Source organism: Lacisediminihabitans changchengi (genome assembly GCF_016634425.1).
GTDB lineage: Bacteria > Actinomycetota > Actinomycetes > Actinomycetales > Microbacteriaceae > Lacisediminihabitans > Lacisediminihabitans changchengi.
Genome location: NZ_JAEPES010000001.1, coordinates 475,415 through 501,212, shown reverse-complemented (window position 1 = coordinate 501,212; position 25,798 = coordinate 475,415). Strand labels below are relative to the sequence as shown.

At 63.2% G+C, this 25,798-nt stretch carries 20 protein-coding genes; 11 read left to right on the top strand and 9 right to left on the bottom strand.

What is annotated here, in order from left to right; genetic code table 11:
* Window positions 1–10 precede the first annotated feature (10 nt).
* From IV501_RS02375 to IV501_RS02365, 3 genes are all read left to right on the top strand, one after another.
* Entirely contained in the window at window positions 11–622 is a 612-nt protein-coding gene (locus IV501_RS02375) for a dTDP-4-dehydrorhamnose 3,5-epimerase family protein (protein WP_200554800.1), read from the top strand.
* Window positions 623–625: 3 nt separating this feature from the next.
* Entirely contained in the window at window positions 626–1,489 is an 864-nt protein-coding gene (gene rfbA / locus IV501_RS02370) for a glucose-1-phosphate thymidylyltransferase RfbA (protein ID WP_200554799.1), read from the top strand.
* 89 nt (window positions 1,490–1,578) lie between these two features.
* Window positions 1,579–2,796: a cell wall-binding repeat-containing protein gene (locus IV501_RS02365; protein ID WP_200554798.1), complete on the top strand. Its 1,218-nt coding sequence runs from the start codon at window positions 1,579–1,581 to the stop codon at window positions 2,794–2,796.
* A gap of 26 nt (window positions 2,797–2,822) precedes the next feature.
* On the opposite strand, the gene IV501_RS02360 is transcribed toward IV501_RS02365, so the two are convergent.
* Complete coding sequence (locus IV501_RS02360) at window positions 2,823–4,085, bottom strand: glycosyltransferase family protein (protein ID WP_200554797.1); 1,263 nt, start codon at window positions 4,083–4,085, stop codon at window positions 2,823–2,825.
* A gap of 393 nt (window positions 4,086–4,478) precedes the next feature.
* Between IV501_RS02360 and IV501_RS02355 the strand changes: the two genes are divergently transcribed.
* The 3 genes from IV501_RS02355 (at window position 4,479) to IV501_RS02345 (ending at window position 10,112) form a co-directional block, all read left to right on the top strand.
* The gene (locus tag IV501_RS02355; RefSeq protein WP_234698098.1) at window positions 4,479–5,708 is read left to right on the top strand and encodes a glycosyltransferase family 4 protein; all 1,230 of its coding nucleotides are present in this window, start codon (window positions 4,479–4,481) and stop codon (window positions 5,706–5,708) included.
* A 48-nt stretch (window positions 5,709–5,756) separates the two neighbouring features.
* The gene (locus IV501_RS02350) at window positions 5,757–8,243 is read left to right on the top strand and encodes a glycosyltransferase (RefSeq protein WP_200554795.1); all 2,487 of its coding nucleotides are present in this window, start codon (window positions 5,757–5,759) and stop codon (window positions 8,241–8,243) included.
* 105 nt (window positions 8,244–8,348) lie between these two features.
* The gene (locus IV501_RS02345) at window positions 8,349–10,112 is read left to right on the top strand and encodes a class I SAM-dependent methyltransferase (RefSeq protein ID WP_200554794.1); all 1,764 of its coding nucleotides are present in this window, start codon (window positions 8,349–8,351) and stop codon (window positions 10,110–10,112) included.
* Window positions 10,113–10,119: 7 nt separating this feature from the next.
* Here the strand turns inward: IV501_RS02345 and IV501_RS02340 are convergent, their stop codons facing one another.
* The 5 genes from IV501_RS02340 to IV501_RS02320 all read right to left on the bottom strand — a co-directional run bounded on the left by IV501_RS02340 (window position 10,120) and on the right by IV501_RS02320 (window position 16,147).
* On the bottom strand, window positions 10,120–12,102 hold the full coding sequence (locus IV501_RS02340) for a DUF7657 domain-containing protein (RefSeq protein ID WP_200554793.1): 1,983 nt from the start codon (window positions 12,100–12,102) through the stop codon (window positions 10,120–10,122).
* 79 nt (window positions 12,103–12,181) lie between these two features.
* A complete protein-coding gene (locus tag IV501_RS02335; RefSeq protein WP_234698097.1) occupies window positions 12,182–13,165 on the bottom strand; it encodes a GDP-mannose 4,6-dehydratase in 984 nt (327 codons plus the stop codon).
* The gene (locus IV501_RS02330) at window positions 13,162–14,229 is read right to left on the bottom strand and encodes a glycosyltransferase family 4 protein (protein ID WP_200554792.1); all 1,068 of its coding nucleotides are present in this window, start codon (window positions 14,227–14,229) and stop codon (window positions 13,162–13,164) included. The genes IV501_RS02335 and IV501_RS02330 overlap by 4 nt, the downstream gene beginning before the upstream one ends.
* A 4-nt stretch (window positions 14,230–14,233) precedes the next feature.
* Complete coding sequence (gene gmd / locus IV501_RS02325; protein ID WP_200554791.1) at window positions 14,234–15,262, bottom strand: GDP-mannose 4,6-dehydratase; 1,029 nt, start codon at window positions 15,260–15,262, stop codon at window positions 14,234–14,236.
* Window positions 15,263–15,364: 102 nt separating this feature from the next.
* Entirely contained in the window at window positions 15,365–16,147 is a 783-nt protein-coding gene (locus IV501_RS02320) for a glycosyltransferase (RefSeq protein ID WP_200554790.1), read from the bottom strand.
* Between the two features lie 137 nt (window positions 16,148–16,284).
* Here IV501_RS02320 and IV501_RS02315 point away from each other — a divergent pair, with 137 nt between their 5' ends.
* The 3 genes from IV501_RS02315 to IV501_RS02305 are packed head-to-tail and all read left to right on the top strand — an operon-like array spanning window position 16,285 to window position 18,405.
* Complete coding sequence (locus IV501_RS02315) at window positions 16,285–17,229, top strand: GDP-L-fucose synthase family protein (RefSeq protein ID WP_372430735.1); 945 nt, start codon at window positions 16,285–16,287, stop codon at window positions 17,227–17,229.
* Between the two features lie 28 nt (window positions 17,230–17,257).
* Window positions 17,258–17,992, top strand: a complete 735-nt coding sequence (locus tag IV501_RS02310; RefSeq protein ID WP_200554788.1) for a glycosyltransferase family 2 protein — start codon at window positions 17,258–17,260, stop codon at window positions 17,990–17,992.
* Entirely contained in the window at window positions 17,989–18,405 is a 417-nt protein-coding gene (locus IV501_RS02305; RefSeq protein WP_200554787.1) for a DUF2304 domain-containing protein, read from the top strand. Before IV501_RS02310 ends, IV501_RS02305 begins: the two co-directional genes overlap by 4 nt.
* 72 nt (window positions 18,406–18,477) lie before the next feature.
* On the opposite strand, the gene IV501_RS02300 is transcribed toward IV501_RS02305, so the two are convergent.
* Both IV501_RS02300 and IV501_RS02295 read right to left on the bottom strand, forming a co-directional pair.
* Entirely contained in the window at window positions 18,478–19,737 is a 1,260-nt protein-coding gene (locus IV501_RS02300; protein ID WP_200554786.1) for a hypothetical protein, read from the bottom strand.
* Window positions 19,738–19,764: 27 nt separating this feature from the next.
* The gene (locus IV501_RS02295) at window positions 19,765–20,754 is read right to left on the bottom strand and encodes a glycosyltransferase family 2 protein (RefSeq protein ID WP_200554785.1); all 990 of its coding nucleotides are present in this window, start codon (window positions 20,752–20,754) and stop codon (window positions 19,765–19,767) included.
* 236 nt (window positions 20,755–20,990) lie between these two features.
* On the opposite strand from IV501_RS02295, the gene IV501_RS02290 reads away from it, so the two are divergent.
* The gene (locus IV501_RS02290; RefSeq protein ID WP_200554784.1) at window positions 20,991–22,733 is read left to right on the top strand and encodes a DUF4012 domain-containing protein; all 1,743 of its coding nucleotides are present in this window, start codon (window positions 20,991–20,993) and stop codon (window positions 22,731–22,733) included.
* Here the strand turns inward: IV501_RS02290 and IV501_RS02285 are convergent, their stop codons facing one another.
* On the bottom strand, window positions 22,734–24,116 hold the full coding sequence (locus IV501_RS02285; RefSeq protein ID WP_307812137.1) for a sugar transferase: 1,383 nt from the start codon (window positions 24,114–24,116) through the stop codon (window positions 22,734–22,736). It abuts the gene before it with no gap.
* Window positions 24,117–24,822: 706 nt separating this feature from the next.
* Between IV501_RS02285 and IV501_RS02280 the strand changes: the two genes are divergently transcribed.
* Window positions 24,823–25,794 (top strand): glycosyltransferase family 4 protein, encoded by a 972-nt coding sequence (locus IV501_RS02280; RefSeq protein ID WP_200554782.1) that lies wholly within the window; start codon window positions 24,823–24,825, stop codon window positions 25,792–25,794.
* Window positions 25,795–25,798 lie beyond the last annotated feature (4 nt).

Here is a 25,798-nt window from a genome sequence, read left to right as displayed (position 1 = left end):
GCTCGTAGACGTGCAAATCCGAGAGCTATCAATACCAGACGCCTACGAGATAACCCCGATCCAACGTAGAGATGATCGCGGCGTCTTTCTCGAGTGGTATCGACATGACCTGCTCGAGGAGGCCGTCGGCCACTCCCTCGATCTCCGGCAGGCCAACACCTCGGTGTCTCAGAAAGGCGTGGTGCGCGGGATTCACTTCGCCGATATCCCGCCGGGACAGGCTAAGTACGTCACGGCTCCGCATGGGGCCGTCGTCGACTTTGTCGTCGACATCCGGGTCGGCTCGCCCACCTTCGGCGAGTGGGACTCGGTGCTGCTCGACAGCATCGATCGACGTGCGATCTATTTGGGCGAGGGGCTCGGGCACGCGTTCGTGGCGCTGACCGATGACGCGACGGTGAGTTATCTGGTGAGCGACACCTACAACGCGAGCCGCGAGCACGGGATCGATCCGACGGACCCGGCTATCGGACTGGTCTTCCCCCCGGAAATCGGCGAACTCCTGCTCTCCCCGAAGGACACGGACGCGCCGTCGCTCGCGGAAGCCGCCGAACTCGGGTTGCTTCCCCGGTGGGCGGATGCGCGCGCGTTCTACAAATCGCTCGATACGAAGGTCGTCTGAACCATGCGCGGAATCATCCTTGCCGGCGGCAGCGGAACACGCCTGTGGCCTATCACCCGTGGTATCTCCAAGCAGCTGATGCCGATCTACGACAAGCCGATGATCTATTACCCCCTGTCGACGCTCATGATGGCGGGCATCCGGGAGATCCTGATCATCACGACTCCCGAGTACAACGAGCAGTTCCGGGCGCTGCTCGGCGATGGTAGCGCCCTCGGCATCCGTCTCGAGTACGCGGTACAGCCGTCGCCGGATGGCCTCGCGCAGGCCTTCATCATCGGTGAGGAGTTCATCGGGGACGAGAGCGTCGCTCTCGTGCTGGGCGACAATATTTTCCACGGCGCGGGGCTGGGGCAGTCGCTTCGCACGAATGGGGAGGTCGTCGGCGGCCTCATCTTCGCGTACCACGTGGCGAATCCGACGGCCTATGGTGTTGTCGAGTTCGACAAGAACATGGTCGCCAAGTCGATCGAGGAGAAGCCGGTCGTCCCGAAGAGCAACTATGCGGTGCCCGGTCTTTATTTCTATGACAATTCCGTGGTGGAGATAGCCAAGACCATCGAGCCGAGTGCTCGAGGGGAACTGGAGATCTCCACGGTCAACGAGCGCTATCTCGCCGCCGGGGCGCTGCAGGTGCAGGTGCTCGACCGAGGAGTCGCCTGGCTCGATACCGGCACCTTCGAATCGATGATGCAGGCATCCGAGTACGTGCGTGTCATCGAAGACCGGCAGGGGTTCAAGGTCGGCTGCATCGAAGAGATCGCCTGGCGTGCGGGCTGGATCGACGACGATCAACTCGCCGGTCTTGCCGTGCCGTTGCGGAAGAGCGGATACGGCGTCTACCTGTCGAGCCTCCTCGGAGCATAGGGGGCACCCAGCGGCCCCCATACGGGGAGTGTTGACGATGAATCGCGTCTCCTATGCTCAGACCAACCCGAACTCCATGATTGGTCTCTGTGATAGCGCTCCGCCTTCTACCCGTCCTCGTCACAGCCATCGCCCTCGTCATGCCGGTGACTGCCGCGCATGCCCTTGTGCCCGGCGTCACCTCGGGGGCGGTCACCTCGGGGGCGGTCACCTCGACGCCGCAGAGGTTGGCCGGTGGCGACAGGTATTCGACGTCCGTGGCGATAGCCTCCCGATTCGCGGAAGGCGTACCGGTGGCCTATGTCGCGACAGGCACGAACTATCCGGACGCCCTGAGTGCTGCGCCCGCTGCGGCCGCTCTCGGAGGTCCGCTGCTGCTGACCGCCCCTGATTCGCTTCCCGCCGTGGTGGCCGCGGAGATCACGCGTCTCGCGCCGCAGCTGATCGTTGTGGTGGGCGGCAACGCGGCGGTATCGCCGGAGGTCTACGACCAGCTTTCCGCGATGACACCGGCGATTCGTCGCGACTCGGGAGTGGATCGGTACGAGACCTCCCGCACCATCAACCGCAACGCATTCCCCGCGGGAAGCCCGAGCGCCTTTGTCGCAACCGGAACGAATTTCCCGGATGCGCTGAGCGCCTCCGCCGCAGCAGGGAGCGTCAGCGCTCCGGTCGTCCTGGTGGACGGTTCCGCCTCCGCCGTCGCGCCGGCCACTAGCGAGTTGCTCACCTCGCTTCACGTCACGTCGGTGAAGATCGCGGGCGGCACCGCAGTCGTGTCGGAAAGCCTCTCGGCGTCCCTCCGGACGGTGACCGGGGTGGGCGTCGTCTCGCGCCTGGCCGGAGCGGACCGCTACTCGACATCCGTGGCCATCAACAACGGGTCGTTCGAATCCGCGCCGACCGTGTTCCTGGCTGTGGGCTCAGGATTTGCTGACGCGCTCGCCGGCGCGGCGCTCGCCGGCCACGATCACGCGCCGCTGTTCGTGACCCCGGGCAACTGCGTCTACGCCTCGACTCTCGCCGAGATGGCGCGCCTCGGCGCTACGACCCACGTGCTTCTCGGCGGTCCGGCGGCGTTGACTTCCGGTGTCGAGAACCTGATCACCTGCGAGTCGCTGAGCCAGCCCGTTCCTGATGTGCAGCCGACGGTTCCGCCGCGGCCGAGCTCCGGCATTAACTGCTCGAGCTTCTCGACGCAACCTGAGGCGCAGGCCTTCTACAACCTCTACTACCCCGCCTACGGTGACATCGCTCGCCTCGATCGAGACAACGACGGCATCGCCTGCGAGAGCCTGCCGCGCTGAATGCATCGGATCGCTGAGACGCTCGACTATCCGATCTGACAGAACAGGGCGAGCACGCTGAGCCCGGCTCCGTAGGCAAGAATCAGCCATTCGCTGAGGTTGTTGCGAACCAGCATTCCGACCGCCACCACGGACATCGGCGCGAGCGGTTGCCCGTAGCGGGGCGAGACCGGCGCGCCGGTTCCAAGAACCACCTGCATCGATAGCGCGAGCAAGGGTGCGAACACGGTGAACGCCACCGCCGTGGCTATGGCCCACGCTCGATTCAGGGTCCAGCCTCGGGTGCTAATGAACCATCCGAAGATCCCGACCATGACCAGAACTATGAAAGGTGCGGTCAACAGGGTTGGTATCGGGCTGACTCCTGATATCCCATCGCGAGGGAAGAAGAAGACGAATACGTTCGCGGCCAGCCCGTGGGGCGTGACGTTGCCAGACAAACCCTGATCGGGTCCGTCGCCCACGCGCGTCGCCCGTCGAATCAGGAGCCAGATCCCCTGCGCGACGGCGGACGACACGGCGGCGATCAGGGCCCACTTGATCATCGTGCGAGATCGCGGAATGGAATCATTCACGGGCGCGCGCCGCCGGACGATCGCGTAGATGACCAGCATGATGACAACGAGGCCGACAGCGAAGATATTGGTGACTTTGAGAAGAGTTCCGATCACCGAGGCGGCGACCAACCAACCTCCGAATCTCCCTGACTTCACAAACCGCGCGCCCAGGAAGGCGACGGTGGCTCCGGCGACGAGACTCGGAGCATCCGTGCTGATGTAGCTGAAGGCGTAGTGCGTCGAGACGAGGCCGATCACTCCGAGTCCGAGCCCGAGCGTCAGTCTCTTACTCAGCTTGAATTCGCGGCACAGCAGATAGAGCATGATGAGCCCGGCGACTAGCCAGAGTGACCCGACAGCTCGCGCGGCGGTCAGGAGCGAAACGCCGGTGACGAACTGAATGACCTTCGCTACCGCCCAGGTGGGGGCGAAATAGGCGGGGGTGTAGAGGTCGGCGGTGGTGAGTCCCTGCTGCGGGTAGACCGAGGGCGTGTCGTAGGTGCCCGTCGGCCCGGTACACGGCTCGCCTCTTGGACCGAACGTGTCGCCGTTGCAGGCCATGGCCTCAAGGCCAGCCTCGCCGATCGTTTCGCCCTGGCGCACAAAGCCCTCGGTCGGAACCTTCGTGATGTAGTCGTAGTAGACCCACTCGTCGTACGGCGAAAACGTCGGCCCATTTTTATCGACGTTCGTGAGGGTCGCCGAGAACCCCACGATCACGAGGAGTGCCACGGCCCAGAACCTGGTGATCCATCGGACGGCTGTCGCTTTGATATCTCGGGGTGGGCTCGAATTGATCTGGATGGTCACTGGTGGCCCCAACGTAGTTTCTCGTGCGGAATAACGCAGGTCAGCCTAATCGCACCCACGCGCGTTCACACTGTCTTCGGCACCGCCCAGTGTTAACATGAGGCAGGCACGCGGGGTTCGTGCCGGATCTCCCTCGTCGTCCGGGTCGGTATCCGGGGGCCGACGGTTGATTGATTTTAAGGATGTTTTTTCCCAATGCCCGACCAGCGCAACATACTCGTTGTAACCGCCGATTCATTGGCGCCTCGAATGGCGGGGCCAGCCATCAGAGCGTTCGAGATGGCCAAGGCACTCTCTGCGGTGGCCAATGTTAAATTGGCGTCCACTGTCCACTCGTCTCTGACCCACCCCGACTTCGAGATCTTCGACGCGTCTTCCATCGGCCTGCGAGAGAGCGAGCAGTGGGCGGATGTCATCGTCTTCCAGGGACATCTCCTAGCCACCCACAAGTGGCTCAAGGACTCCGAGAAGATCATCGTCGCGGACATCTACGATCCGATGCACCTCGAACAACTCGAGCAGGGCAAGGATCGGTCCTGGAGCGACCGGGTATCGCTGGGTCTCGATGTGGTCACCGTTCTCAACGACCAGATTCTCCGCGCGGACTTCATGGTGTGCGCGTCGGACAAACAACGTGACTTCTGGATGGGCCAGCTTGCCGGTATGGGGCGGATCAACCCAGCGACCTACGATCAGGACGCGAGTCTTCGCAGCCTTCTCGACGTCGTTCCGTTCGGGCTGGATGCTACGCCTCCGGTGCAGAGGCGCCACGCGATAAAAGGAACTATTCCTGGCATCAGCGCCGAGGACAAGGTCATTTTGTGGGGCGGTGGCATCTACAACTGGTTCGATCCCCTCACTCTGATCCGAGCGGTCGCGGAGCTGCACAAACGCCGACCCAATGTGCGCCTCTTCTTCCTCGGCGTGAAACACCCGAACCCGAACGTGCCGACCATGCAGATGTCGTACGACGCGCAGAACCTAGCGAAAGAGCTCGGCCTTCTCGGGTCGGTCGTGTTCTTCAATGAGGGCTGGGTTCCCTACGACGAACGCGCCGACTACATTCTGGATGCGGATGTCGGGGTGAGCACCCATCTCGATCATCTCGAAACCGCCTTCAGCTTCCGCACCCGAATCCTCGACTATCTCTGGGGCTCGCTGCCGATTGTCAGCACCGCCGGCGACACGTTCGCGGAGATCATCGAACATCATGAGCTGGGACGGGTAGTCGCACCTCAGGATGTCGCCGGGTTGGAATCGGCCCTCGAGTCTGTGCTGTTCGATGACGTCGAGCACGCAGCCACGGTCGACCGGGTGAAGTCGTTTGCCGCCACGATGACCTGGGAGCGCGTGCTGCAGCCCCTCGTGACCTATTGCCTCACGGGGGAGCGCGCACCCGACCTGGCTCGCAAGATGATCCTTGCTGGCCTCGATAAGCAGATTTCGCTCCAGACTAGGGTGGATGGACTCGAGCAGAGCTTCTCCTGGAGGATCACCGCCCCGGTCCGCGCGGTGACGGGCCTGTTTCGCCGCTTCCGCGGCTGACCTCCGTTATAGACTTCCGTGGCTCCCAATCGCCCAAGAGAGGCCGGCATGCCCACACTGCGACCAGGCGTCGTCTCCGTTGTGCTCGTCAACTACAAAGGCACGGACGACACGATTGAGGCGATCGGCAATCTCGGACGCCTCGATTGGCCGAGTGATCGGCTTGAGATCGTCGTGGTGGAGAACGCTTCTGGCGATAACAGCGAGGAACGCATCCGAGCCGCAGCACCGCACGTGACGGTGGTGGTCTCTCCCAAGAATCTGGGATTCGCCGGGGGCTGCAACCTGGGTGTTGCAGAGTCGAGCGGCGAGTTCGTCGCCCTGCTGAACAACGACGCGAGACCTGATGCGCTCTGGGTGCGGACCGCCGTCGAGCGGTTCGCCGAGTCGGCGAGCATCGGCGCCGTCGCGAGCCGAGTGCTCGATTGGGAAGGAAACCTCGTCGACTACATCGGGTCGGCAATGACCTGGTACGGAATGGGTTACAAACCCGACACCGCGGAAGCCATCCCCGCAACGCCGGACCTTCCAAAGGACGTGCTGTTCGGCACCGGGTCGGCGATGTTCGTCAGGCGATCCGTCTACGACGAGCTCGAGGGGTTCGACGAGCGCTACTTCATGTTCTTCGAAGACGTCGACCTCGGCTGGCGACTCAACCTGCGCGGTTGGCGCTTCGCCTACGAGCCGCGATCGCTTGCGTATCACAAGCACCATGCTTCGATGAAAGAGTTCGGTTCGTATAAGGAGACCTACCTTCTCGAACGGAATGCCCTCTTCACCCTCTATAAGAATATGGACGAGAAGAACCTCGCGGAGGCGCTTCCGGCCGCTATGGCGCTGTCCGTTCGACGCGCCATCGCGCGCGGAAAGATCGACTCTTCGGCCTTCGACCTGCGCAAGCCGGGTGGCGACAGCGAGTCGGACATCGAGATTCCCAAGATCACCGTCTCGGCACTGTACGCCATCGATCAGTTCGTCGAACGACTCCCTTCCCTTCGCGCCGCTCGCGACCAGATCCAGGCGACGAGAACGGTGTCGGACAGCCGAATCTGGAGACTGTTCGGCGAAGCGGATGCGCCCGTCTACCAGGACGAGGACTACCTGCGCGGATACGAGAACATCGTCACGGTCTTCGACGTCGCCGACCCTCCCATCGCGACGAGGGTTCTCATCATCACCGGCGATCCGATCGGCAAGAAACTCGCCGGACCGGCGATCCGCGCCTGGAACATGGCCGAACTGCTTTCTCGGGACAACTCGGTCACACTCGTCACCCTGAGTGGCACCGAACAGATCGATGCGCCATTCGACATCGCGCACGTGGCGCCGGGCGACGACCGGGCGTTCGACAAGCTCGAGGAGTGGGCCGACGTCATTGTGTTCCAGGGCCATGCGATGGCGGTGTTCGAAGCGCTACGTCGCACCACCAAGATCGTCGTGGTCGACATCTACGACCCGATGCACCTCGAACAGCTCGAGCAGGGACGTCACCTCCCCTCCGCCGAGTGGGCCACCCAGGTCAGCGATGCCACCGGTGTGCTCAACGAGCAGATGAGTCGAGGAGATTTCTTCCTCAGCGCTTCAGATCGCCAGCGGATGTTCTGGCTGGGACAGCTCGCCTCTCTCGGCCGCATCAACCCCGCGACCTACGACGGCGACCCCGACCTCGACGGACTGATCGGTGTCGCGCCGTTCGGACTCTCCTCGACCCCGCCCGAGCACCGCCGCGAGGTACTGAAGGGCGTTGTGCCCGGCATCGCAGCGACGGACAAGGTCGTGCTCTGGAGTGGCGGGCTCTACAACTGGTTCGACCCGAAGATCCTGATCAGGGCGGTAGCCGATCTGTCCGAGCGCCGACCGAACGTGCGCCTGTTCTTTCAGGGAACCAAGCACCCGCATCCCGGAGTGCCCGAGATGGCGATCGTCTCAGAATCACGTGAGCTTGCGGCCCGCCTCGGCGCGCTCGACAGGACCGTGTTCTTCAATCCGTCCTGGGTGGACTACGCCGATCGCGAGAACTACCTCATGGAGGCGGATGCGGGCGTCAGTACCCACTTCTCCCACATCGAGACGACCTTCTCGTTCCGCACCCGCATCCTCGACTACCTGTGGGCCGGCCTTCCCATGGTGGTCACGGCGGGGGACCATTTCGCGGAGCTCATCGAGGCCGAGAATCTCGGTCTCGTCGTCCCCGCCGGCGACATGGAGGCGTTGTCGGCGGCCCTCGAGCGCGTGCTCTTCGACGACGAGTTGATCGACGAGGCGAAGGCCAACATCGCCAGGGTTCGAGAGCTGTACTTTTGGGAGCGAGCGCTTGCTCCCCTCGTCGACTTCGTCGCCGACGCGCATCACGCCAGAGACAGGCAAGGGATGGGGGGAACCGCTGTCTCCGTCGCGCGCCCCAGGCAACGGGTTAAGCCCTCGGGTCTTCGCCATGACTTGAGGCTCGTCACTCACTACCTGAACAATGGAGGTCCCCGCATGGTTGTGCGGCGCATCCAGAGCCGATTAAGACGGAGTGAACCCGAGCTGTGACCCTTCGGCGGCGAAGCCGTGTTCCTGACCGAGATCGCTGGATCCGCTGGCAGAATGTCTCCGGGTCTGCTCAAGGGCTCTTATCGAAAAGGATTAGGTAGTCGCTTGGTTGCTGTTCTCGTGTGGGAGTCCGGGTCAGCCCACATCGTGTGCCCGGTGTGTCGCTACGACGGCGATGCTTCGGGCGACGTCGCGGTACTGGGGATGCCGGTCGGCCGGATTGAGACTGTGCGGTGTCCTCGATGCCGTTCCATCTCCATTCTCGGCGGCCTGTTCAGTATCAATACTCCCGAGTCGATAGTCGACGCGTACGTCGAAAACGGAGCTGGTCTCGAAGGCATCGCCCGGAACCTCTATTACATCGACCCGGCCCAGGTTTCCACCATGCTCGATGTCGGGTGCAACTACGGATTCGGCGCTCACCTCGGCAAGACCGTTCTCGGGTGGGATGCGATGGGCATCGAACCGGGGACCTCTGGACGGCGGGGCGCGCGTGAACTCGGCATCGTCATCCGGGATGAATTCCTTCTAAAAGAGACACGCTTCGACAGTGCCTTCGATCTGATTGTCGCGTCGGAGGTACTCGAACACGTTCCTGATCCGCTCGGATTCCTGCAGGCGATCGCGGCTCATCTCTCCCCGACCGGACGCCTGATACTGACGACACCCGCAGCGGAGATCGTCTCCCCGGACGAGCCGGACGTCGAAATCATCATTGCGTTGAGTCCGGGGTATCACCTCTTCCTCGCGAGCTCCGGCGGGCTCGAGATGCTTCTTCGAGAGGCAGGATTCGGCGCCGTCCGGATCGAACTCGACGGTCGCACCCTTCGGGCGATCGCCGCCATCGACTCTTCGGAGCCGGTGGAGTTCGGAGACTTCGGTCCGGACCCCTCCACGCTCGAGCGGTACTACGACCAGAGCGCCGAATTGGGTCCGGCCGGGTCCGCCCTCCGAAGCGGCATGGCCACTCGGCATTTCAGGTCGCTGGTCAACCGCGGAGCGTGGGAAATCGCTGGCGCCAGCCGGGATCGTGCCATCTCCGCGGTGAGCGACAGGCATGGAGTCGACCTGGCGTCCCCGACATCCGCTCTCGCTGCATTGCACGCCGGCACGCCCGTGCCCTGGAATTCCATATCGCTCGCATATCACTGTGGGATGCGGGAACTGGTCGACCGCAATGACGCGCCACTCGCCCTGCAGTACTTCGACTTCACCCTCGGGGCTGCGGCGCTCTGGGTGGAACAGGCGAATGTGCTTGACGGCGACTCGTCCGACCTGATGATCAACGCAGCGCGCCACCGTGCCCTTGCGCTCGCCCGCTTCGACCCGGATGCGCTTCCGGCCGCACTCTCGCTTCTCTCAACAGTCGACTCCCGCGGGAGCGCGGATGTCTGGACAGCGCGCATCCTCACCGAGCTGGTGTCACTCGCCCGCTTTGACGCGGCGGAATCGATCCGCGCGGATGCCGAGGCTCTCGTGGCGCGCTCGGACGGTCAGACGGGGGGTCGAACGGTTCCGGCCATTCGGTCCGTATTCGCCCTCGCCGACATGGACATCGCGAGCCGCAGGTTCGAGAGTGCCGCATCTCGGCTCCGACTGGCCCGACAGCTCCGCGGCAGATCAGCCACCGACGACGAGACCGAGGCCTTCATCCACCATGTCCTCGTCCCGTCCGCCAGTGAGCGTCTGGGGCACGCCTACCGGGCCGCGCTCGCGGCGAAAGACCACGCAACGGCTCGCCAGATCGCCCGCACCATCACCGAGGTCGCGCGTATCGGTCCACGCGCGCGTCTTCGACGATCCGCTCTCGTCTCGCTGGCCCGTTTCCCGGCAGCAATCGACGCTCTTCGACTCGGCCGGCGGCTCTAGCGAACAATCAGGTCTTCGGAATCACCCGGTAGATGGTGAAGGTCTGTTTCGGAGCGGGGAACGAACGGTCGGCGACAAGGCACTTCGAAGTGACCTTCTTCTCGGTCGACAGCACATAGGCGACATGCTTTTGTGCGAATTCAGAGCAAGCGTCGAACGTAGAGACGATCTGATCGGCCGCAGGATTGCTGACGACGGGCTCGCCCGGTGCGAAGACCCAGCCGATGCCCGCGAGTCGATTCCAGGTGTACTTGTACTGCGACGTTGGATCAATCTCTTTCCACATGGTGCGCGACGGTGCCCCCTGCATCCCATTGAACGCGGTCACTCCCGACTCCATCAGGATGGCAGAGGTTTCGACACCACCGACGCCGACCCAGTCTCCCGGCCGTTCGGCATCGACCCGCTGCACTCCCTTCGTCACCGGCGCATTTCGCAGATCGAAGACTCCGACATAGACGGGATTGACGCCCGCGGTGCTCAGGACGCTGATGGCGAGGAAGAGAGCGGTGCCTAGTGCAGGTCGCCTGCGCGCGACGAAGAAGATGGCCGCGGCTGAGGCAAGCGCGTCGAGCCACCAGAGCGGCGAGTTCCGGAAGAGCGTCGCACGTCCACCGAAATGGATCACCGCCAAGGCGACAGCGAGCTGCGACAGAACGAACAGCACCGCTGAAAGCACGGAGATCCGAAGTCCCGCCTGGCTCTTCTCGTCGTCGAAATAGCGGATGACGTAGGCCAGAATCACGAAGGACGCGAGCCCGAGCCCAATTCGCAGTCGAGCATCCATGGAGCGGTCGAGAAAGAGCAAGTGCGCGATTGCATTCCAGCCGGGGATGTAGCAGAACGCCACGATCAACAGGATGAACCCGACCATGGCCATGAGAGTCCATGGCAGTGGGACGCGCGACCGTGCGGCGCGCACGACGATCCAGACGACGACGGGGATCAGGAACGCCCCGATCAGAAAGAAGGTCGAAGCTTCGGACGCGTTGATGTTGAGCAAGCCATCGCCGAGGGACAGCGATTGCGAGAACGACGAACCGATCGTGCGTGCCCCCGTCGCGAGCAGGCTCGACCCGGTGGGGGTGAGACGTTCGCCGGGGTAGGACGTGGCCAAGAAAGCGTTGAGAGTGGTCTGTTTGGTCTGCAGCCAGATCAGCGTTACCACCGCGCCAAGCGCGCCGGCGATGAGGATCGGGACCGCCCTTGCAAGAAGAGCCAGCCACGCAGCCCCGCGTCTCTTCTGTTCGATCACGGTGCCGATGGCGAACAGCGCGACCACGAGCACGATCGGCACGATGAACGGCGCGTAGATACCCATTGCCATGACCACGGTGAGGAATGCCACCGGCGCTGCCCAGATCCATCGAGACGCACGGCTGTCCGAGCGAACTGCCCACAACATCGCTGCCATGGTGACCAGTGCCCAGGCCATCGGCCAGAAGATGACGGTCTGGAACCACCACTGGAAGAACGGGCTGAAGAAGAAGCCGACCGAAAGGGCCGCAGCGACGAGCGGCCGCCGGGGCAACACTGTCACGAGAAAGAGGTAGGCGGCGCCGATGAAGGTCAGGGCCGCAATCCACCACTTGAACGCTGTGGCGTGGTTGACGTCGAACACCAGATAGCCCCAGAGCTGCGGTCGAAAGACGACCGACCAGTCAGAGCGCGGCAGGTCGTGGGGGAGCGCCGCATCCATTCCCCCCGGCATCGTCCGATTGATCTCCGGGAGCCCCTGCTCGACCTGCGAGATCGACCAAGCGGTGTTCACGTACCACTCGTCTGAGCGGATCAGCTCAGGATGCCCGGCGAGGAGCGCCGGATCGTTTCCCGCATAGATCCGGCCGTACATCTCGCCGGACGACGTCCCGTTGAGAGCAAAACCGACGACGATGATTCCGAACAGCACGACGAGAGCCGGAAAAATGAGCAGTACGCGTCGGTTGGGCAAGCCGTCTGGTCGGGGCAGAGCGAAGCGGGCGTACTTCATTACCGAAGTCGTCCAGATCGCTCGCAGTCGAGGCGCCGTTGACTGCACGCGGATTTTACTCACTGAGCCTCACCCATCATCACGACAGCTGCTCGAGCTCAGCCGCAATCATGATGCCGACCAGCTCGTGGAACGAGACGCTCGGCTCCCAGCCGATCGAACGCAGCTTTGTGGGGTCGCCGACCAGTTGTTTTGGGTCTGCCGGTCGGTAGAGCGCTGGATCGATGATCACGCGATCTTCCCAGTCGGTGACACCGGCGACGGCGAAGGCCTCGGAGACGAACTCGCGCACCGAGTGCGACACACCGGTCGCGACGATGAAGTCGTCGCTGGTCGGCTGCGAGATGATCCGGATCATCGCGTCGACAAAGTCCGGTGCGTAGCCCCAGTCCCGGTGCACGTCGATGTTGCCGAGCGTGATGGTCTCCTGGCGACCGAGCGCGATCCGTGCGACGGCCATCGCGATCTTCCGGGCGACGAACGAGTCTGGACGCCGCGGGGATTCGTGGTTGTAGAGCACCGCCGAGCTCACGAACATCCCGCGCGCGCGGTAGACGCCCGCCATCTCATGGGCGAACATCTTTGCCGCACCGTACGGGGTCACCGGCACGAGCGGCGTGCGCTCGGTCTGTGGCACCTCGGTCGCGTCGCCGAAGATCTCTGCGCTCGACGCCTGCAGCATCCGCACCGGCCGCCCCGTGCGCTGCGAGAGATTCCAGGACGCCTCGAGAAGACGGATGGGTCCCACCCCGAGCACATCGGCTGCCTCGGCCGGGAACTCCCACGAGCGGGCTACCGAGGTGTTGCCGGCGAGGTTGAACACCCGGGTCGGTTCCGTCGCGTCGACGAGTTCGCGGATGCCGGTGGCGTCCCCGAGATCGGCCACATGGGCCGTCGCCGAGGGGAAGCGTTCGGCGAGGAGCGCGGCCCCCGCATGGGAGTGGCACATGCCGTGGACCTCGTCCCCCCGGGCGAGCAGCTTCTCCACAAGGTAGACCCCGTCTTGACCGTTCGCCCCGGTGACGAGGGATCGCTGGCGAGTCACGGATTCCGCGATGGTCATGCGACCCTCCGATAGACGTCGACGTGAACGTCGCGGCACTTCTCCCAGGTGAAGTCCTGCACCTGGTCGAGCCCACGACGCGTCAGCTCCGGTGCTCGTACGAGGGCATCGAGGATGCCGGCGGCGATCGCTTCCGGATCCTCAGGGTCGAAGAGCACGGCGGCGTCGCCGCACACCTCGGGGATGGAACCTGCATTCGATGCCGCAACCGGGCACCCGGACGCCATGGCCTCGAGCGGGGGAAGCCCGAAACCCTCATACAGGCTCGGGAAGGCGAGCACTGCGGCTGACCGGTACAGGTTCTTCAGCTCGTCCGTGCTGACGAGGCCGCGTCGCTCGACCCAGTCCGGAAGCTCGCCGAGCTGGTCGAGCGCACCACCGGTAAGCACGAGGCGGATGTCGGGGCGCTCAGCACGCACCAGGCGCATGGCCTCGACGAGTCGCGCATGGTTCTTGTGCTGCCAGCCGCGCGCCGGGTAGAGCACGAACCCCTCACGCGGCCCGAGGTTCGGAGTGAACTGCCGGGTATCGACGGCGAGGTGGGCGACGTGGATCTTCGCCGGGTCGAGTCCGAGCAGCTCCACCATGCGGGTCTTGGCGAACTCGCTGATCGTGATGACCGCGTCGGCACGCCGGGCCGCTCCCTCGTAGTAGTGGCGGCGATAGGCGAGCTCCGGTCGGGAGAAGAGTTGGGGGAGGTCAAGGTGCTGCACATCGAGGAGGGTCTGTACGAAAGCCTGGTCTTTCGACGGCTTCGGAGCCCCCACGGTGAACGGATAGTGGACGACGCGCGCGGAAGCCAGTTCGCGGCGAATCGATCGGGCGAAGACCGTCGCCGTTGTCAGCGCCCGCAGGCGGTCGAGCGTTGTCGGGCCGCCGTGCACCTGCGCAATCACGCGCTCCGCGATGCCCTCGCTGAAGCCCCGCGCCGTCGATGGCACCCAGGCGGTGGCCGAGACCTCGTCGACCGTCGCCAACTGCCGGGTGAGCTCTCGCGCGTAGGTCTCGCTTCCGCCCATGCCTCCTGGAACGAGAGTGAGCATCGACAGCGCTACATCGAGCACAGGATCAGACGGTCTGGACAGCGTCCACGTGACGCGATCCACCGAGTTCGAGTGCCTTGATGTCGGAGTCGACCATGATCTGTGCGAGACGGGGCGTGAGGATGGTGGGAGTCCAGCCGAGCTCGCGTTCAGCCTTCGAGTAGTCACCGATCAGCGAGTCGACCTCGGTCGGGCGCAGGTAGCGCTCATCGAACTTGACGTACTTCTCCCAGTCGAGCCCAACGTGCTCGAACGAGAGCTGCAGAAAGTCCTTGACCGTGTATGCGGTGTTGGTCGCCACGACGAAGTCTCCGGGTGTGTCGTGCTGCAGCATCCGCCACATGGCTTCGACGTATTCCGGTGCATAGCCCCAGTCGCGCACGGAGTCGAGGTTTCCCATGTAGAGCTCGGTCTGCTCGCCGGCGGCGATCCGGGCCACCGCGCGGGTGATCTTGCGAGTGACGAACGTGTCGCCACGGCGAGGGGACTCGTGGTTGAAGAGGATGCCGTTGGATGCGAAGAGACCGTAGGCCTCGCGGTAGTTTCGGGTGATCCAGTAGGAGTAGAGCTTCGCGACACCGTAGGGGCTGCGCGGGTAGAACGGGGTGCCCTCGTTCTGCGGTGGCGGGGTGGCGCCGAACATCTCGGAGCTCGACGCCTGGTAGAAGCGGGTCTGGAGCCCGATGGCCCGGATCGCTTCGAGGAGGCGAATAGTGCCGAGGCCAGTCACGTCTCCCGTGTACTCGGGCTCGTCGAAGCTCACGCGCACGTGGGATTGCGCGGCGAGGTTGTAGACCTCGTCGGGCTGGATCTCGTTGAGCAGGGTGACGAGTCGCGATCCGTCACTCAGGTCGGAGTAGTGAAGGAAGAGATTGGGATGCGGGGTGTGCGGGTCCTGATAGATGTGGTCGATGCGGTCGGTATTGAAGGTGGAGGACCGACGAATCAGACCGTGGACTTCGTAGCCCTTGCCGAGCAGGAGTTCGGCGAGGTAGCTGCCATCCTGTCCGGTGATTCCGGTGATGATGGCTTTTTTCGCCGTGGTCTCAGTCATTCACTTCACTCCGATGGGTAACGGTGGGCTGCACGGCACTGAGGCCAGGGCAGGGTCGCTTCAAAACTCCAACAGCCTAGCGCAGCGGCGCGGGGTCGACCGCTACCGCAGCGCGCGCGCCTGAGCGTTGACCCGGCCGGCCGCTACGGCGGACGCCCAGCGGATCGGTCGATGCCACAGGCCGCTCACCGGGCGGAGGATCGCGGGGAGGTGGCGGCGCTTCACAGACTCGGCTTCGCGGCTGGAACTCAGGCGATTCGCGACCGTGAGAGATTCCGCGTGCCAGCGGAACGCCGAGACCGAACGGCGAGTCCAGACGAACGACCCGTGCTTGCGGAGCTTGAGGAACGCATCCAGGTCCATGGCGAATCTGAGCTCGCGGTCGAATCCGCCGATCTCCTCGAGAGCATCGAGTGTGATCATCGTGCCGGGGTGCGGGATAAGGTCCGGCCCCCACGGGAGAAGGAAGGTGGCGAGGCGGCCGGCGTTGCTCACCGTGATGGTGCGTCCCTCGGGGTCGATGTAGTCGCATCCGCCGAAAGCCAGGACAGCGCCGGGCGTCGCCTCGAGAACGGTACGGAGTGTAACGAGTCCCTCCGGACGGAACAGGTCATCGTCGCCGACCCACGCGTAGTACTTCTCCGTTGTGCGGGCAGCGAGTCCGTAGTTGATGGCCGCCGAGATGCCTTCCTTGGGATCGTCGACAATGACGGCGCCCATAGACGCGGCCAGTTCGCGGGCGGCGGTGGCTCCGGGAGGCGCCACGACGACAAGGGTAACCCCGAGGTCTTTGCGCTGCTCGTTTACCGAGTCGAGAGTAATCTTGAGTGTGTCCAGTCGATCGCCGAGAGTCGGCAGCACAACGAGGACCTCAGGGTCGGACATGTCTCTCACTTTCAGGATTGCTAAGATCGGTGAGACGAAAAAGCGCTGCACCCTGAGTGTTCGGGCGGCGAAGGAACGTTTTTCCCACAGGCGCGATGCGCAAGGTGAGTATAACGAGATTGCACTATCGGAGGACCGTGGACAGATCGTCCCGCATTTACATCGCCGGTCATCGCGGCCTCGTCGGGTCCGCGATCTGGCGCCATCTCAAAGCTGAAGGCTTCACCGACATCATCGGCGCGACATCCGCCGAGCTCGACCTGCGCGACCGCGCCGGTGTCTTCGACTTCATGCGCGAGAACCAGCCGGATGTCGTCATCGACGCCGCTGCACGGGTGGGCGGTATCCAGGCCAACGACACCTTCAGCGCCGACTTCCTCAGCGACAACCTGCAGATCCAGGTCAACGTGATGGATGCTGCCAACGACATCGACGTGGACCGCCTGCTGTTCCTCGGCTCGTCCTGTATCTACCCCAAGTACGCCGAGCAGCCGATCAAGGAGTCGTCCCTGCTGACAGGTGTGCTCGAGCCCACCAACGACGCCTACGCCATCGCGAAGATCGCCGGCATCATGCAGGTGCAGGCCTCTCGCAAGCAGTACGGCCGCCACTGGATCTCGGCCATGCCGACGAACCTCTACGGACCGGGCGACAACTTCCACCCCGAGCACTCGCACGTGCTTCCGGCGCTCCTTCGTCGCATCCACGAGGCGAAGGTCAATGACGACGCCGAGGTCGTGATCTGGGGCTCAGGTACTCCGCGTCGTGAATTCCTCCATGTGGATGACCTCGCGAAGGCGAGCCTGTTCCTCCTCGAGAACTACGACGATCCGCAGACCATCAACGTCGGCGTTGGCGAGGATCTCTCGATCCGCGAACTCGCCACGATGGTCGCGGAAACGGTCGGGTACCGGGGCGAGCTCACACAGGACACGTCGAAGCCGGACGGCACACCGCAGAAGCTCCTCGATGTCACCCGGCTTCGCGAACTCGGGTGGGCGGCGACGACCGGGCTCCGCGACGGTGTAGCGAACACTTACGACTGGTACCTCGAGAACCTCGAGGCGTTGCGCAAGAAGTAGCCCCCGGGCTGATTGGTACTATCTCTCTATGGTCAACTCCCTCGAAAAAACGCTTGTGGTCATGCCGGCGTTCAACGAAGAAGAGTCGGTCAGAAACGTCGTTCTCGAGGTGTTCGAGAAGCTGCCCGGCATCACGTGTCTCGTCGTGAATGACGGATCGAGCGACGGCACGACGAGCGAGGCTCTCGCCGCCGGTGCCATAGTCGCGCGCCTGCCGTTCAACCTCGGAGTAGGCGGAGCCATGCGTGTGGGGTTCCGCTATGCCCTCGAGAATGGGTTCGACAATGTGGTGCAGGTGGATGCCGACGGCCAGCACGATCCGGCCGGAGTGATTGCCCTCCTCGCCCAGCTCGACACTGCCGACCTCGTCATCGGCGCTCGATTCGCCGGCGAGGGTGAGTACACGGTGAAGGGTCCGCGTCGCTGGGCGATGGTGTTGCTCTCCAAGTTCCTCAGCCGCACAGCTCGGACCACGCTCACCGACACGACATCTGGTTTCAAGATGAGCGGCCCGCGGGCCGTCCGACTCTTCGCTGAGCACTATCCGGCCGAGTACCTCGGCGACACGATCGAGTCCCTGGTGATTGCGGCCCGAGCGAAGATCGTCATCGTTCAGGTGCCCGTGGCTATGCGCGAGCGGGCCGGCGGTCGTCCGTCTCACAATCCGGTGAAGGCCGCCGCGTATCTGGCGCGTGCGGTGCTTGCGCTGATGTTTGCCATCATCCGCCCTCCAGTGAAGCTCCAGGAGGTGGCTGTCTCATGACCGTCGCAAGCTACATCCTGGGTGTCGTGTCCGCGCTCATCACCCTCGGGGTCGTCATCGAGATGCTGCGGAGGCGGCGCCTTCGGGAACGCCACGCGGTCTGGTGGCTCGTCGCGGGTGTGCTCGCCCTCATCGCAGGCGTGTTTCCCTCCACCCTCATTTGGGCTGCCGGCCTCGTCGGGGTTGCCGTGCCGATCAATCTGGTTTTTTTCGTCAGCGTCGCCGTCCTGTTCCTGGTCTGCATCCAACACAGTGCGGAATTGACCGAGCTCGAGGCGAAAACTCGTTCCCTGGCGGAGACCTCAGCGCTGCAGGAGATCCGCATCGGTGAGCTGGAGAAACACCTCACCGGCCACGCCGCTCCGGTGCTCGAAGTCGTCCAGGTGGACGAGAAAGCCCCGAAGAACTCCTAGCTGCCCGTCGTCCTCACCTCGCGCAGCGGGCGAGCTGCCGAAGTGCCGCTGGGGGATGCAGACGGATGCAGCTCAGCGCGCGCGCCGCTCCCGCAATCCCGCCGACACGAGATATGTGCCGTGCACGAGCAGCCCGACGATCGGACCGGCGACGAGCGCACAGATCGTTCGCGTGGCGAAATCCAGCGGAAGAAGAAGCGCGGCGACGGTGACGACCGCCCCGGCAACCCATCCCGCCGTGTAGACGAGATGCTGCGACCTCGCGAGAACCGCGGGGGCGGTGATGCAGAGCGCCGCAACGAGGGCGGATGACGCCACCAGGATCGCAAAGAAGGGGCCGTCGGGCTGTGGCCCAGTCGGTGAGATCAGCCCATAGATCGCCGGACCGAGCAGCCACCCGCCAAAGGCCAGCACCGCTCCGCCCGCAGCGACGATGCCGAGGAGACGTAGGAACTGGCGCCAGAAGCGCTCGGAGTGATTGCGGAACTGCACCACCAGGTAGCTCTGCAGCGACATCGCGACAACGATCAGCGGGGCCCGGGTGAGCGTGATGGCGAGCACGAACATGCCCTGGAGCGCCCGCGGAACCGAGTGCGAGGTGAGCCCGAGCATCAGGGGAAATCCGCTGACCATGATGCCGGTCGCCGTAGCCGCCACCACGGTTCGTGCGACGTTCCAGGTGAGGGCGCGATAGCCGACATCCAATTGCGAGCGTCCGACTATCGAGGGGCGGATGAACGGCCAGAGCACGATGAGCGTGACGGGGAACGGCAACGCGACCGCCCACGCGAGCACGACGACATCGGTGGTGAACGCCAGGGCGATCGCCAACCCGATGAGGCGTAGCAGGGCGTCAACGGTGATCATCAGCGCGATCGGCGTCCAGGCCGACACTCCGTAGAGTGAGCCGGCGAGCACGGCGACCATGACGAAGGATGAGGTGCCGATCGCGAGCGGCGGCACGAGAGCCCAGCCCTCGGTGGGGAACGCGGCTCGCACCCACAGTGGCGCCGTCGCAAGCACGAGGGCTAAGACCGTAAGCCCGGCGACGAGACCGAAGTTGCGCGCCCGACTGACCCGGTATGGACCGTCGCCGCTGACCGGATGCGTTCCGCGGGTCACTTCCTGCTGGATGCCCCCGAGCGCCCCGACGACGAGATAGATCGACGACCAGAAGACCGCGAACGGCACGTAGAGCGCCGGGCCCACGCGGTTCGGCACGAGAATCGTCACCACGTACGAGATCACGCCGGCAATCCCGGTGGCGACCAGGATGATGACGAAGCCGGAGAGGCGTGCCGGTGGTCGACCCACGGGCCTCGCGTCAGTCATCCGTTCATCTTATCGAGAGGGATGCCGTCACTCTCCGTGAGGCTGCAGCAGGTCGCGCACCATATCCAGTCGACCCTGGCTCGCGTATTCGGAGTACCAGCCGCGCCGGTCCGCCGCGAGCACGCGCCAGAGTCGGCGCCGTCGTTGCGCGGGCAGTGCCTGACGGATTGCTTCGAACGCCGCCTTGGTGCGCGCGTGGGCCAGCCGTTCCGGGAGCACTCGGTCCTGAACGCTGTCCAGCCGCTCCGCGAGCTGCGCGAACTGTGTGGCGAGCCGGTCGTTCCGTCCGCCGCGCGGCTCGAGCGCTCGCCGCACCTTACGCCGGAAGGTCGGATAGTCGACGCCGATCTGATTCGACGCGTGTTGCCGGTAGTCGATGAGTGCGGCATTCAGCGAGTCGAGTTGTCCGACGGTGGCGGCGACGACGGCAAGCCATTCGTCGTGCACCCATCCGGTGGGGAACGGCAGGGCCACCTCGAGCAGCCGGCGACGGAACATCGAGGTTGCTCCCGTCGCGATGTTGCGCCTGATGAACACCGAGAACCCGTCGCCGCGATGCAGCGCGGTGAGATCCTGCTCGCTCACCTCGAGTACGGAGAAGAGGTTGCGGCCCTGGTCCACACCCTCGGCGTCGACGAGGCGGGCGTCGGCGAACAGGAAGTCGAGACCGGGGCGTGCGTCGAACTCCTTGATGGCGCGGGAGAGGCGGTCCGGATACCAGAGGTCGTCCTGGTCGCTCAGAACGATGAGCTCCCCCGTCGTTGCCCGAATCGCGCTCTCGAAGTTCGCGGTGACGCCGAGCGCCTTCGGGTTGCGAAGCACGACGAAATCGAGCTGGGGGAGGGCGATTGACCCCACGAGCGCGATGGCGACATCCACCGTGTCATCCGTCGACGCATCGTCGGAGAGCACAATCTCATCGGGAGGGGTCGACTGGGCGAGGATGCTGCGCAGCTGGGCCTCGATGAAGCGGGCGCCGTTGTGCGTGCACAGCGCAACGGAGATCCGTTCGGTCATGATCCGACCCCCAGTGCGAGTGAAAACGGTGCGCGCGGCGCGCAGCAGCCCTTATATTCTGCCCGCTGCCTGAACACGATTGTCCGCTCAGTGCTCGGGACGGGCTTTCTCAGGATGCCCTCCGGTACATTTGTGCGGTGGCAGATGACAAACGAGTACCGATCAAGCATTCCCATATCGTTGGGCGTCATGGACTGTGGCGGCAAAACACTCGGGGTCGGACGACTCTTATCGTCGTGGCGGCCGTTCTGATCGTCGGAGTCGGAGTCGGCGCATGGGTCGGGGTTCGGGCGCTCTCGGCCAAGAAATCTCTCGAATCGGCGCAGAGCCTGATCGCGGATCTGCAGACCAAGGTGACCGCACGAGACTTCGCTGGGGCAAAAGACGACGCAGGCAAGATCAAGAAGGACACCGCCAACGCGGTATCCATGACGAGCGACCCGATATGGCGAGTGGTCGAGTTGGTCCCGGTGCTTGGACAGAATCTCACAGTGGTTCGACAACTCGCCGGTGCGGTCAACGACGTCGCCGTCGGTGCGATTGACCCTGCCGTGGACTTCGCGTCGACGTTCAATCTCGATGCGTTGAAACCGGTTGACGGGCATATCAACCTTGAGCCTTTGGCAAAAGCGGGAACGATCATCACCTCCGCCGATAAAGTGGTCGGCGCAGCCTCCTCAACGGTTGATTCGATCAACGACAGCACGTCTATCTCGGTTGTCAAGAACGCTGTAGTCAAGCTCGATCGGCTCTTGGTCAAGGCCAAAGGCATCACTGGTCCAGCGCGGAACGCTCTCGAGTTGCTTCCGCGGATGATGGGAGCCGGCGGACCCCGCACTTACATCATGCTGTTCCAGAACAATGCTGAGGCAGCGAGCCTCGGCGGGGCAGCGAGCGCCTGGACGATCTTGAACGTCGACAATGGCTCGATCACACTAGGAGCTCAGCCGGCGACCGAGAGTTTTCCCAGGAATCTGCCGATTCCCATTCCGCTCGACCCGACGGTGGTCGACCTGTTCAGCCAAAACGGACTGCAGTTCTCGAACAACGTCACGCTTCGTCCGAACTTCCCGACCGCGGCGAAACTCGCTCAAGCGTTCTGGCTGCGCGAGTCGGGCCAGAAGGTCGACGGTGTGCTGTCTTTCGACCCCGTCGCACTCAGCTACCTGCTCACTGCGACCGGGCCTCTGAAGCTGCCATCGGGGGAGAGCTTGACCTCCACTACGGCGGTTCCGATCCTGCTCTCCGAGGTTTACGCCAAATACTCGGGAGTGAAGGTGCAGAACGCCTTCTTCGCTAGCGCTGCGGCTTCGGTGTTCGGGGCGCTCACATCCTCTGCCCCTGATACCAACAAGCTCATAGCGGCGCTCACACGCTCGGTTTCCGAAAACCGATTGATGGTCTGGAGCGATCACCTGAAGGAACAGAAAGTCCTGTCGTCGATCCAGCTCGGTGGGATCATGGACACTACCAACAAAGTGAATACGCAAATCGGCGTCTTTTTCAACGACAACTCGGCATCCAAGATGTCCTACTACCTCAACACCTCGGCCGCGCTCACGTCCACAGCGTGCCAGAGCCCTGGCAATCCGACTTTCACCGCTGTTGTGGTTCTCAATTCCAACATTACTGAAGCGGCGCAGAAGGCTCTTCCGTCCTACGTGCGCTCGCAGGTCTACCTCAAGCCCGTCAAGACGCGGACCCAGGTTTATGTTTATGGGCCGCCCGGGGCGACCAATGCCAGTTTTTCTGATGGCGGTGGCGCGCTCGCCATGAACCTTGTCGGCTCAACCCGCGACCTCGGACGACCCGTTGCTCATATTCAGGTCGATCTGCTCGCCAGCCAGACAGCGACGTTCACTGTGACATTCGCTGGAACAAAAGGCGACTACGGTCCGCTATCCGCGCGCGTGACACCGATGGTCAATCCGACGGCTGTGACGCTATCCTCGCCGGGTTGCCAGCCCTCGACGAAGTAGTTAGACCGCGCCGTCCGACATCGCAACGGCACGAATCGTTCGCCACAGGATGATGATGTCTCCGGTCATTGACCAGTTCTCGACGTAATACAAGTCCAACCGGATCGCGTCATCCCAGCTGAGGTTTGACCGGCCGCTCACTTGCCAGAGCCCGCTCATGCCCGGTTTCATCATGAGCCTGCGGTGGGCTGCGTCGTCGTACAGCGCCACCTCGGCCTGTCTCTGAGGACGCGGGCCAACGAGGCTCATGTGGCCCAGGAGTACATTGAACAGTTGGGGGAACTCATCGAGGGATGAACGTCGGAGAAAACCTCCGACCCGCGTAATTCGAGGGTCGTTCATCACCTTAAACAAGGGCTCTGCGCTTCGTCCCTGCGCGTCAAGCAAACTTTCCAGCTGGTCGTCCGCATCCTTGATCATCGAGCGGAACTTCAACATGCCGAACGGGGTTCCCTGAAGTCCGATCCGTTCCTGCCGGTAAAGAATGCTGCCCGGACTGGAAGTTTTGATGGCGATTCCGACAGCAATAAGTACGGGCGAAGAGATGAGGATGATCAAGCCGGCCCCGACTAGATCGAAAGCTCGCTTCGAGAGACGCTTAACCCCGGTGAATGCGGGGTACTCCACGTAAATTAGCGGAAGACCGGACACCGGTCGGGCATGAATTCGAGGCCCCGCCACCCCCGTAAGTCCGGGCGCCACGATGAGGGTGACTTCCTTGCCTTCGAGGTCCCATCCGAGCTTACGCATGTCGAGGTGGCTGATCTCATCTGCTCCCGTGAGCACAACCGTGTCAGCCTGTACTTCTTCGAGGGCGACGAGGATGTCGGCGTATTTACCCAGGACGGGAACGCCTCCGAAGAAGGGCTTGTCAACCGAACCGTCACGAGTAAGCGCTCCGACGACGTTAATTCCCGAACCCTGCGCCCGCCGGATTGTGGCAGTGACGTTTTCCGACTTGACGCGTTCGCCAACGACAATTGCGCGGGAAACGTGAAGGCCGCGTGCCTGTTCGCGGCGGAGCCACTGTCGCCACGCCCATCGGGTCCAGAGCAGAAGGAATACCCCGATTGGCAGCGCGGTCAGGAAGTAGCCGCGCGCGAGATCAATCCTCAAAAGAAATGCGACGATCGCGAAAATCCCGAACAGGCGGATAGTCGAGTCGACAACGCGCCGATACTCGAGAGTTCCACTGCCGATGACCTTGAGGTCCCGTGTGGCATAGGCGCTGAGGACAAACATCCACAAAAGAGTGATGGCGATCGAGACAGAGTTGTAGCCGATTCCGATCTGAAACTTCTGTTCCAGGGCGACGGGCCGAAGTCCGAACCACAGCAATTGCGAGCCGTAGACGGCAAGAACGACTACGAGAAGATCGGTCACGATCAGGCGCCGGGCGTACACTCGCTGCCAAGTTCTCGACCGCCGCGCCGTTGCGCTTTCAGTACTGGTTGTCACAAAACCTCAGTTCGCCGTCATGACCGTGTGATCCGTCGGGTGCGCAGAACTTTCGGTCCTCGCAAATATATCCTCAGTTGTACGCAGTGAATCACCAACATTGAGGATCAATCGCGCGTTCTTGCTGGCGTACCGACGCCAAACTCCCCCAGGCCCTCAGCATTCTGTGTCGACTCTAGTATTTCGCCGCCAAAAATGGGTCAGCCTTTGGGTTCGATCAGTGGCAGCGGCGACCCTTGGCGGACTATTTCAGCTCACGCGCCACGTTCTTTCGCTCGGACTGATCGAGCTGGGATGCGCGCTGGAGGTTGTTGAGACTGATGGCAAGGTGCCGCACAAAGGTCTCGTCGTATCTGTTCGGCCGCTTCGAAAGTCGACATCGGTGCCTCACCCTTAAGTGGCGACATAGAGTAACTGGGACATATCGAACTTCTGCCAGCAGGGACTTGATTCCACCTTGAACGAATTATCAGACGAGCCACGCGTCGTCTTTGTAGATAGCTCTGCGTTGCCGGGCGGGGGGCAAATGGGACTAAACCGCTACCTGGTGCAGTGCAAGGCCAAGCTGACGAGACTCATCTCGTTGGGCCCGGGTACCGCGTTTTCTGGTGCAACGTCGGCAGGCATACCGGTGGAAGTGCTCACGGCGTCCCCCCACAAATTTGCGTTTCTAGGGATGGGCCTGCGTCTGTCCGGGCGGTTGAGAATGCTCGACCCGAACATCATCGTCGCAAATAGTCCCAAGGCGGCAGTTGTGCTCTCAAGCATTCGACTGCCCAAAGGCACCATCCGTATCTACTACATGAGAGATGATCTCAACCCGAAACGAAATTCGCGTCTGAAATTAGCGGTGCTTAATGGCTTCGTTCTCCCGAGGTTTGACGCATTCATCGCGAATAGCGAATGGACGCTATCGACGCTGCCGGCGAAATTCGACTCACATCCAAAGCGTGTCGCGTATCCAGTGTCTGGGTCGATTGCAACGAAGCGCAACTCGGCTCCTAGTGAACCCCTTCGGATCCTCACTCTGAGCCGGCTCGACCCTTGGAAGGGCATTCACGTGTTGCTCGATGCGCTGCACGAGCTCGAAGTGGCTGGGTACAGCGGGCGTTTCAGCCTAATGATTGCGGGCTCGAGTGCGCATTCGGATCCGCGCTACGCGTCGATGCTTGAGACGCAGGCTCGCTTGCTTCGAAGCCCAGTTCAGTTTCTAGGACACGTCGACCGCGTCGAAGCGCTCATTGCCGACGCGGACTGCTTAGTCTCTGTGTCTACGTCTCCTGAGCCGTTCGGGCAAGTGATCAATCAAGGAATGCTTGGCGGTCTCGTAGTTATCGCCGGGGACGAGGGCGGGCCCCGTGAGCAAATCGACCACGGCGAGACCGGATATCTGGTAACACCGAATGAAAGTGCAATTCTCGCGCGTACGATTCAGGCCCTCTTGGAGGATCCGGCTTCGCGGACTCGGGTGGCTGAAGCTGCTCAAAGGGCTGCCTCGAGATTCAGCGACCGAGTGACTGTTCCGCTATTGACTGAGGCCATCCGCTCCATCGCTGTGGAGTTCCATCCCATTCGGCGGGATAGGCAAAGGCTCTGTCTGTGAACAC

Coding starts and splice junctions, on each gene's coding strand:
- IV501_RS02300 (WP_200554786.1), bottom strand. CDS start 19,737: ATGACTGACGCGAGGCCCGTGGGTCGACCACCGGCACGCCTCTCCGGC.
- IV501_RS02295 (WP_200554785.1), bottom strand. CDS start 20,754: ATGACCGAACGGATCTCCGTTGCGCTGTGCACGCACAACGGCGCCCGC.
- IV501_RS02340 (WP_200554793.1), bottom strand. CDS start 12,102: ATGAAGTACGCCCGCTTCGCTCTGCCCCGACCAGACGGCTTGCCCAAC.
- IV501_RS02310 (WP_200554788.1), top strand. CDS start 17,258: ATGGTCAACTCCCTCGAAAAAACGCTTGTGGTCATGCCGGCGTTCAAC.
- IV501_RS02320 (WP_200554790.1), bottom strand. CDS start 16,147: ATGTCCGACCCTGAGGTCCTCGTTGTGCTGCCGACTCTCGGCGATCGA.
- IV501_RS02350 (WP_200554795.1), top strand. CDS start 5,757: ATGCCCACACTGCGACCAGGCGTCGTCTCCGTTGTGCTCGTCAACTAC.
- IV501_RS02335 (WP_234698097.1), bottom strand. CDS start 13,165: ATGACCATCGCGGAATCCGTGACTCGCCAGCGATCCCTCGTCACCGGG.
- IV501_RS02305 (WP_200554787.1), top strand. CDS start 17,989: ATGACCGTCGCAAGCTACATCCTGGGTGTCGTGTCCGCGCTCATCACC.
- rfbA (WP_200554799.1), top strand. CDS start 626: ATGCGCGGAATCATCCTTGCCGGCGGCAGCGGAACACGCCTGTGGCCT.
- gmd (WP_200554791.1), bottom strand. CDS start 15,262: ATGACTGAGACCACGGCGAAAAAAGCCATCATCACCGGAATCACCGGA.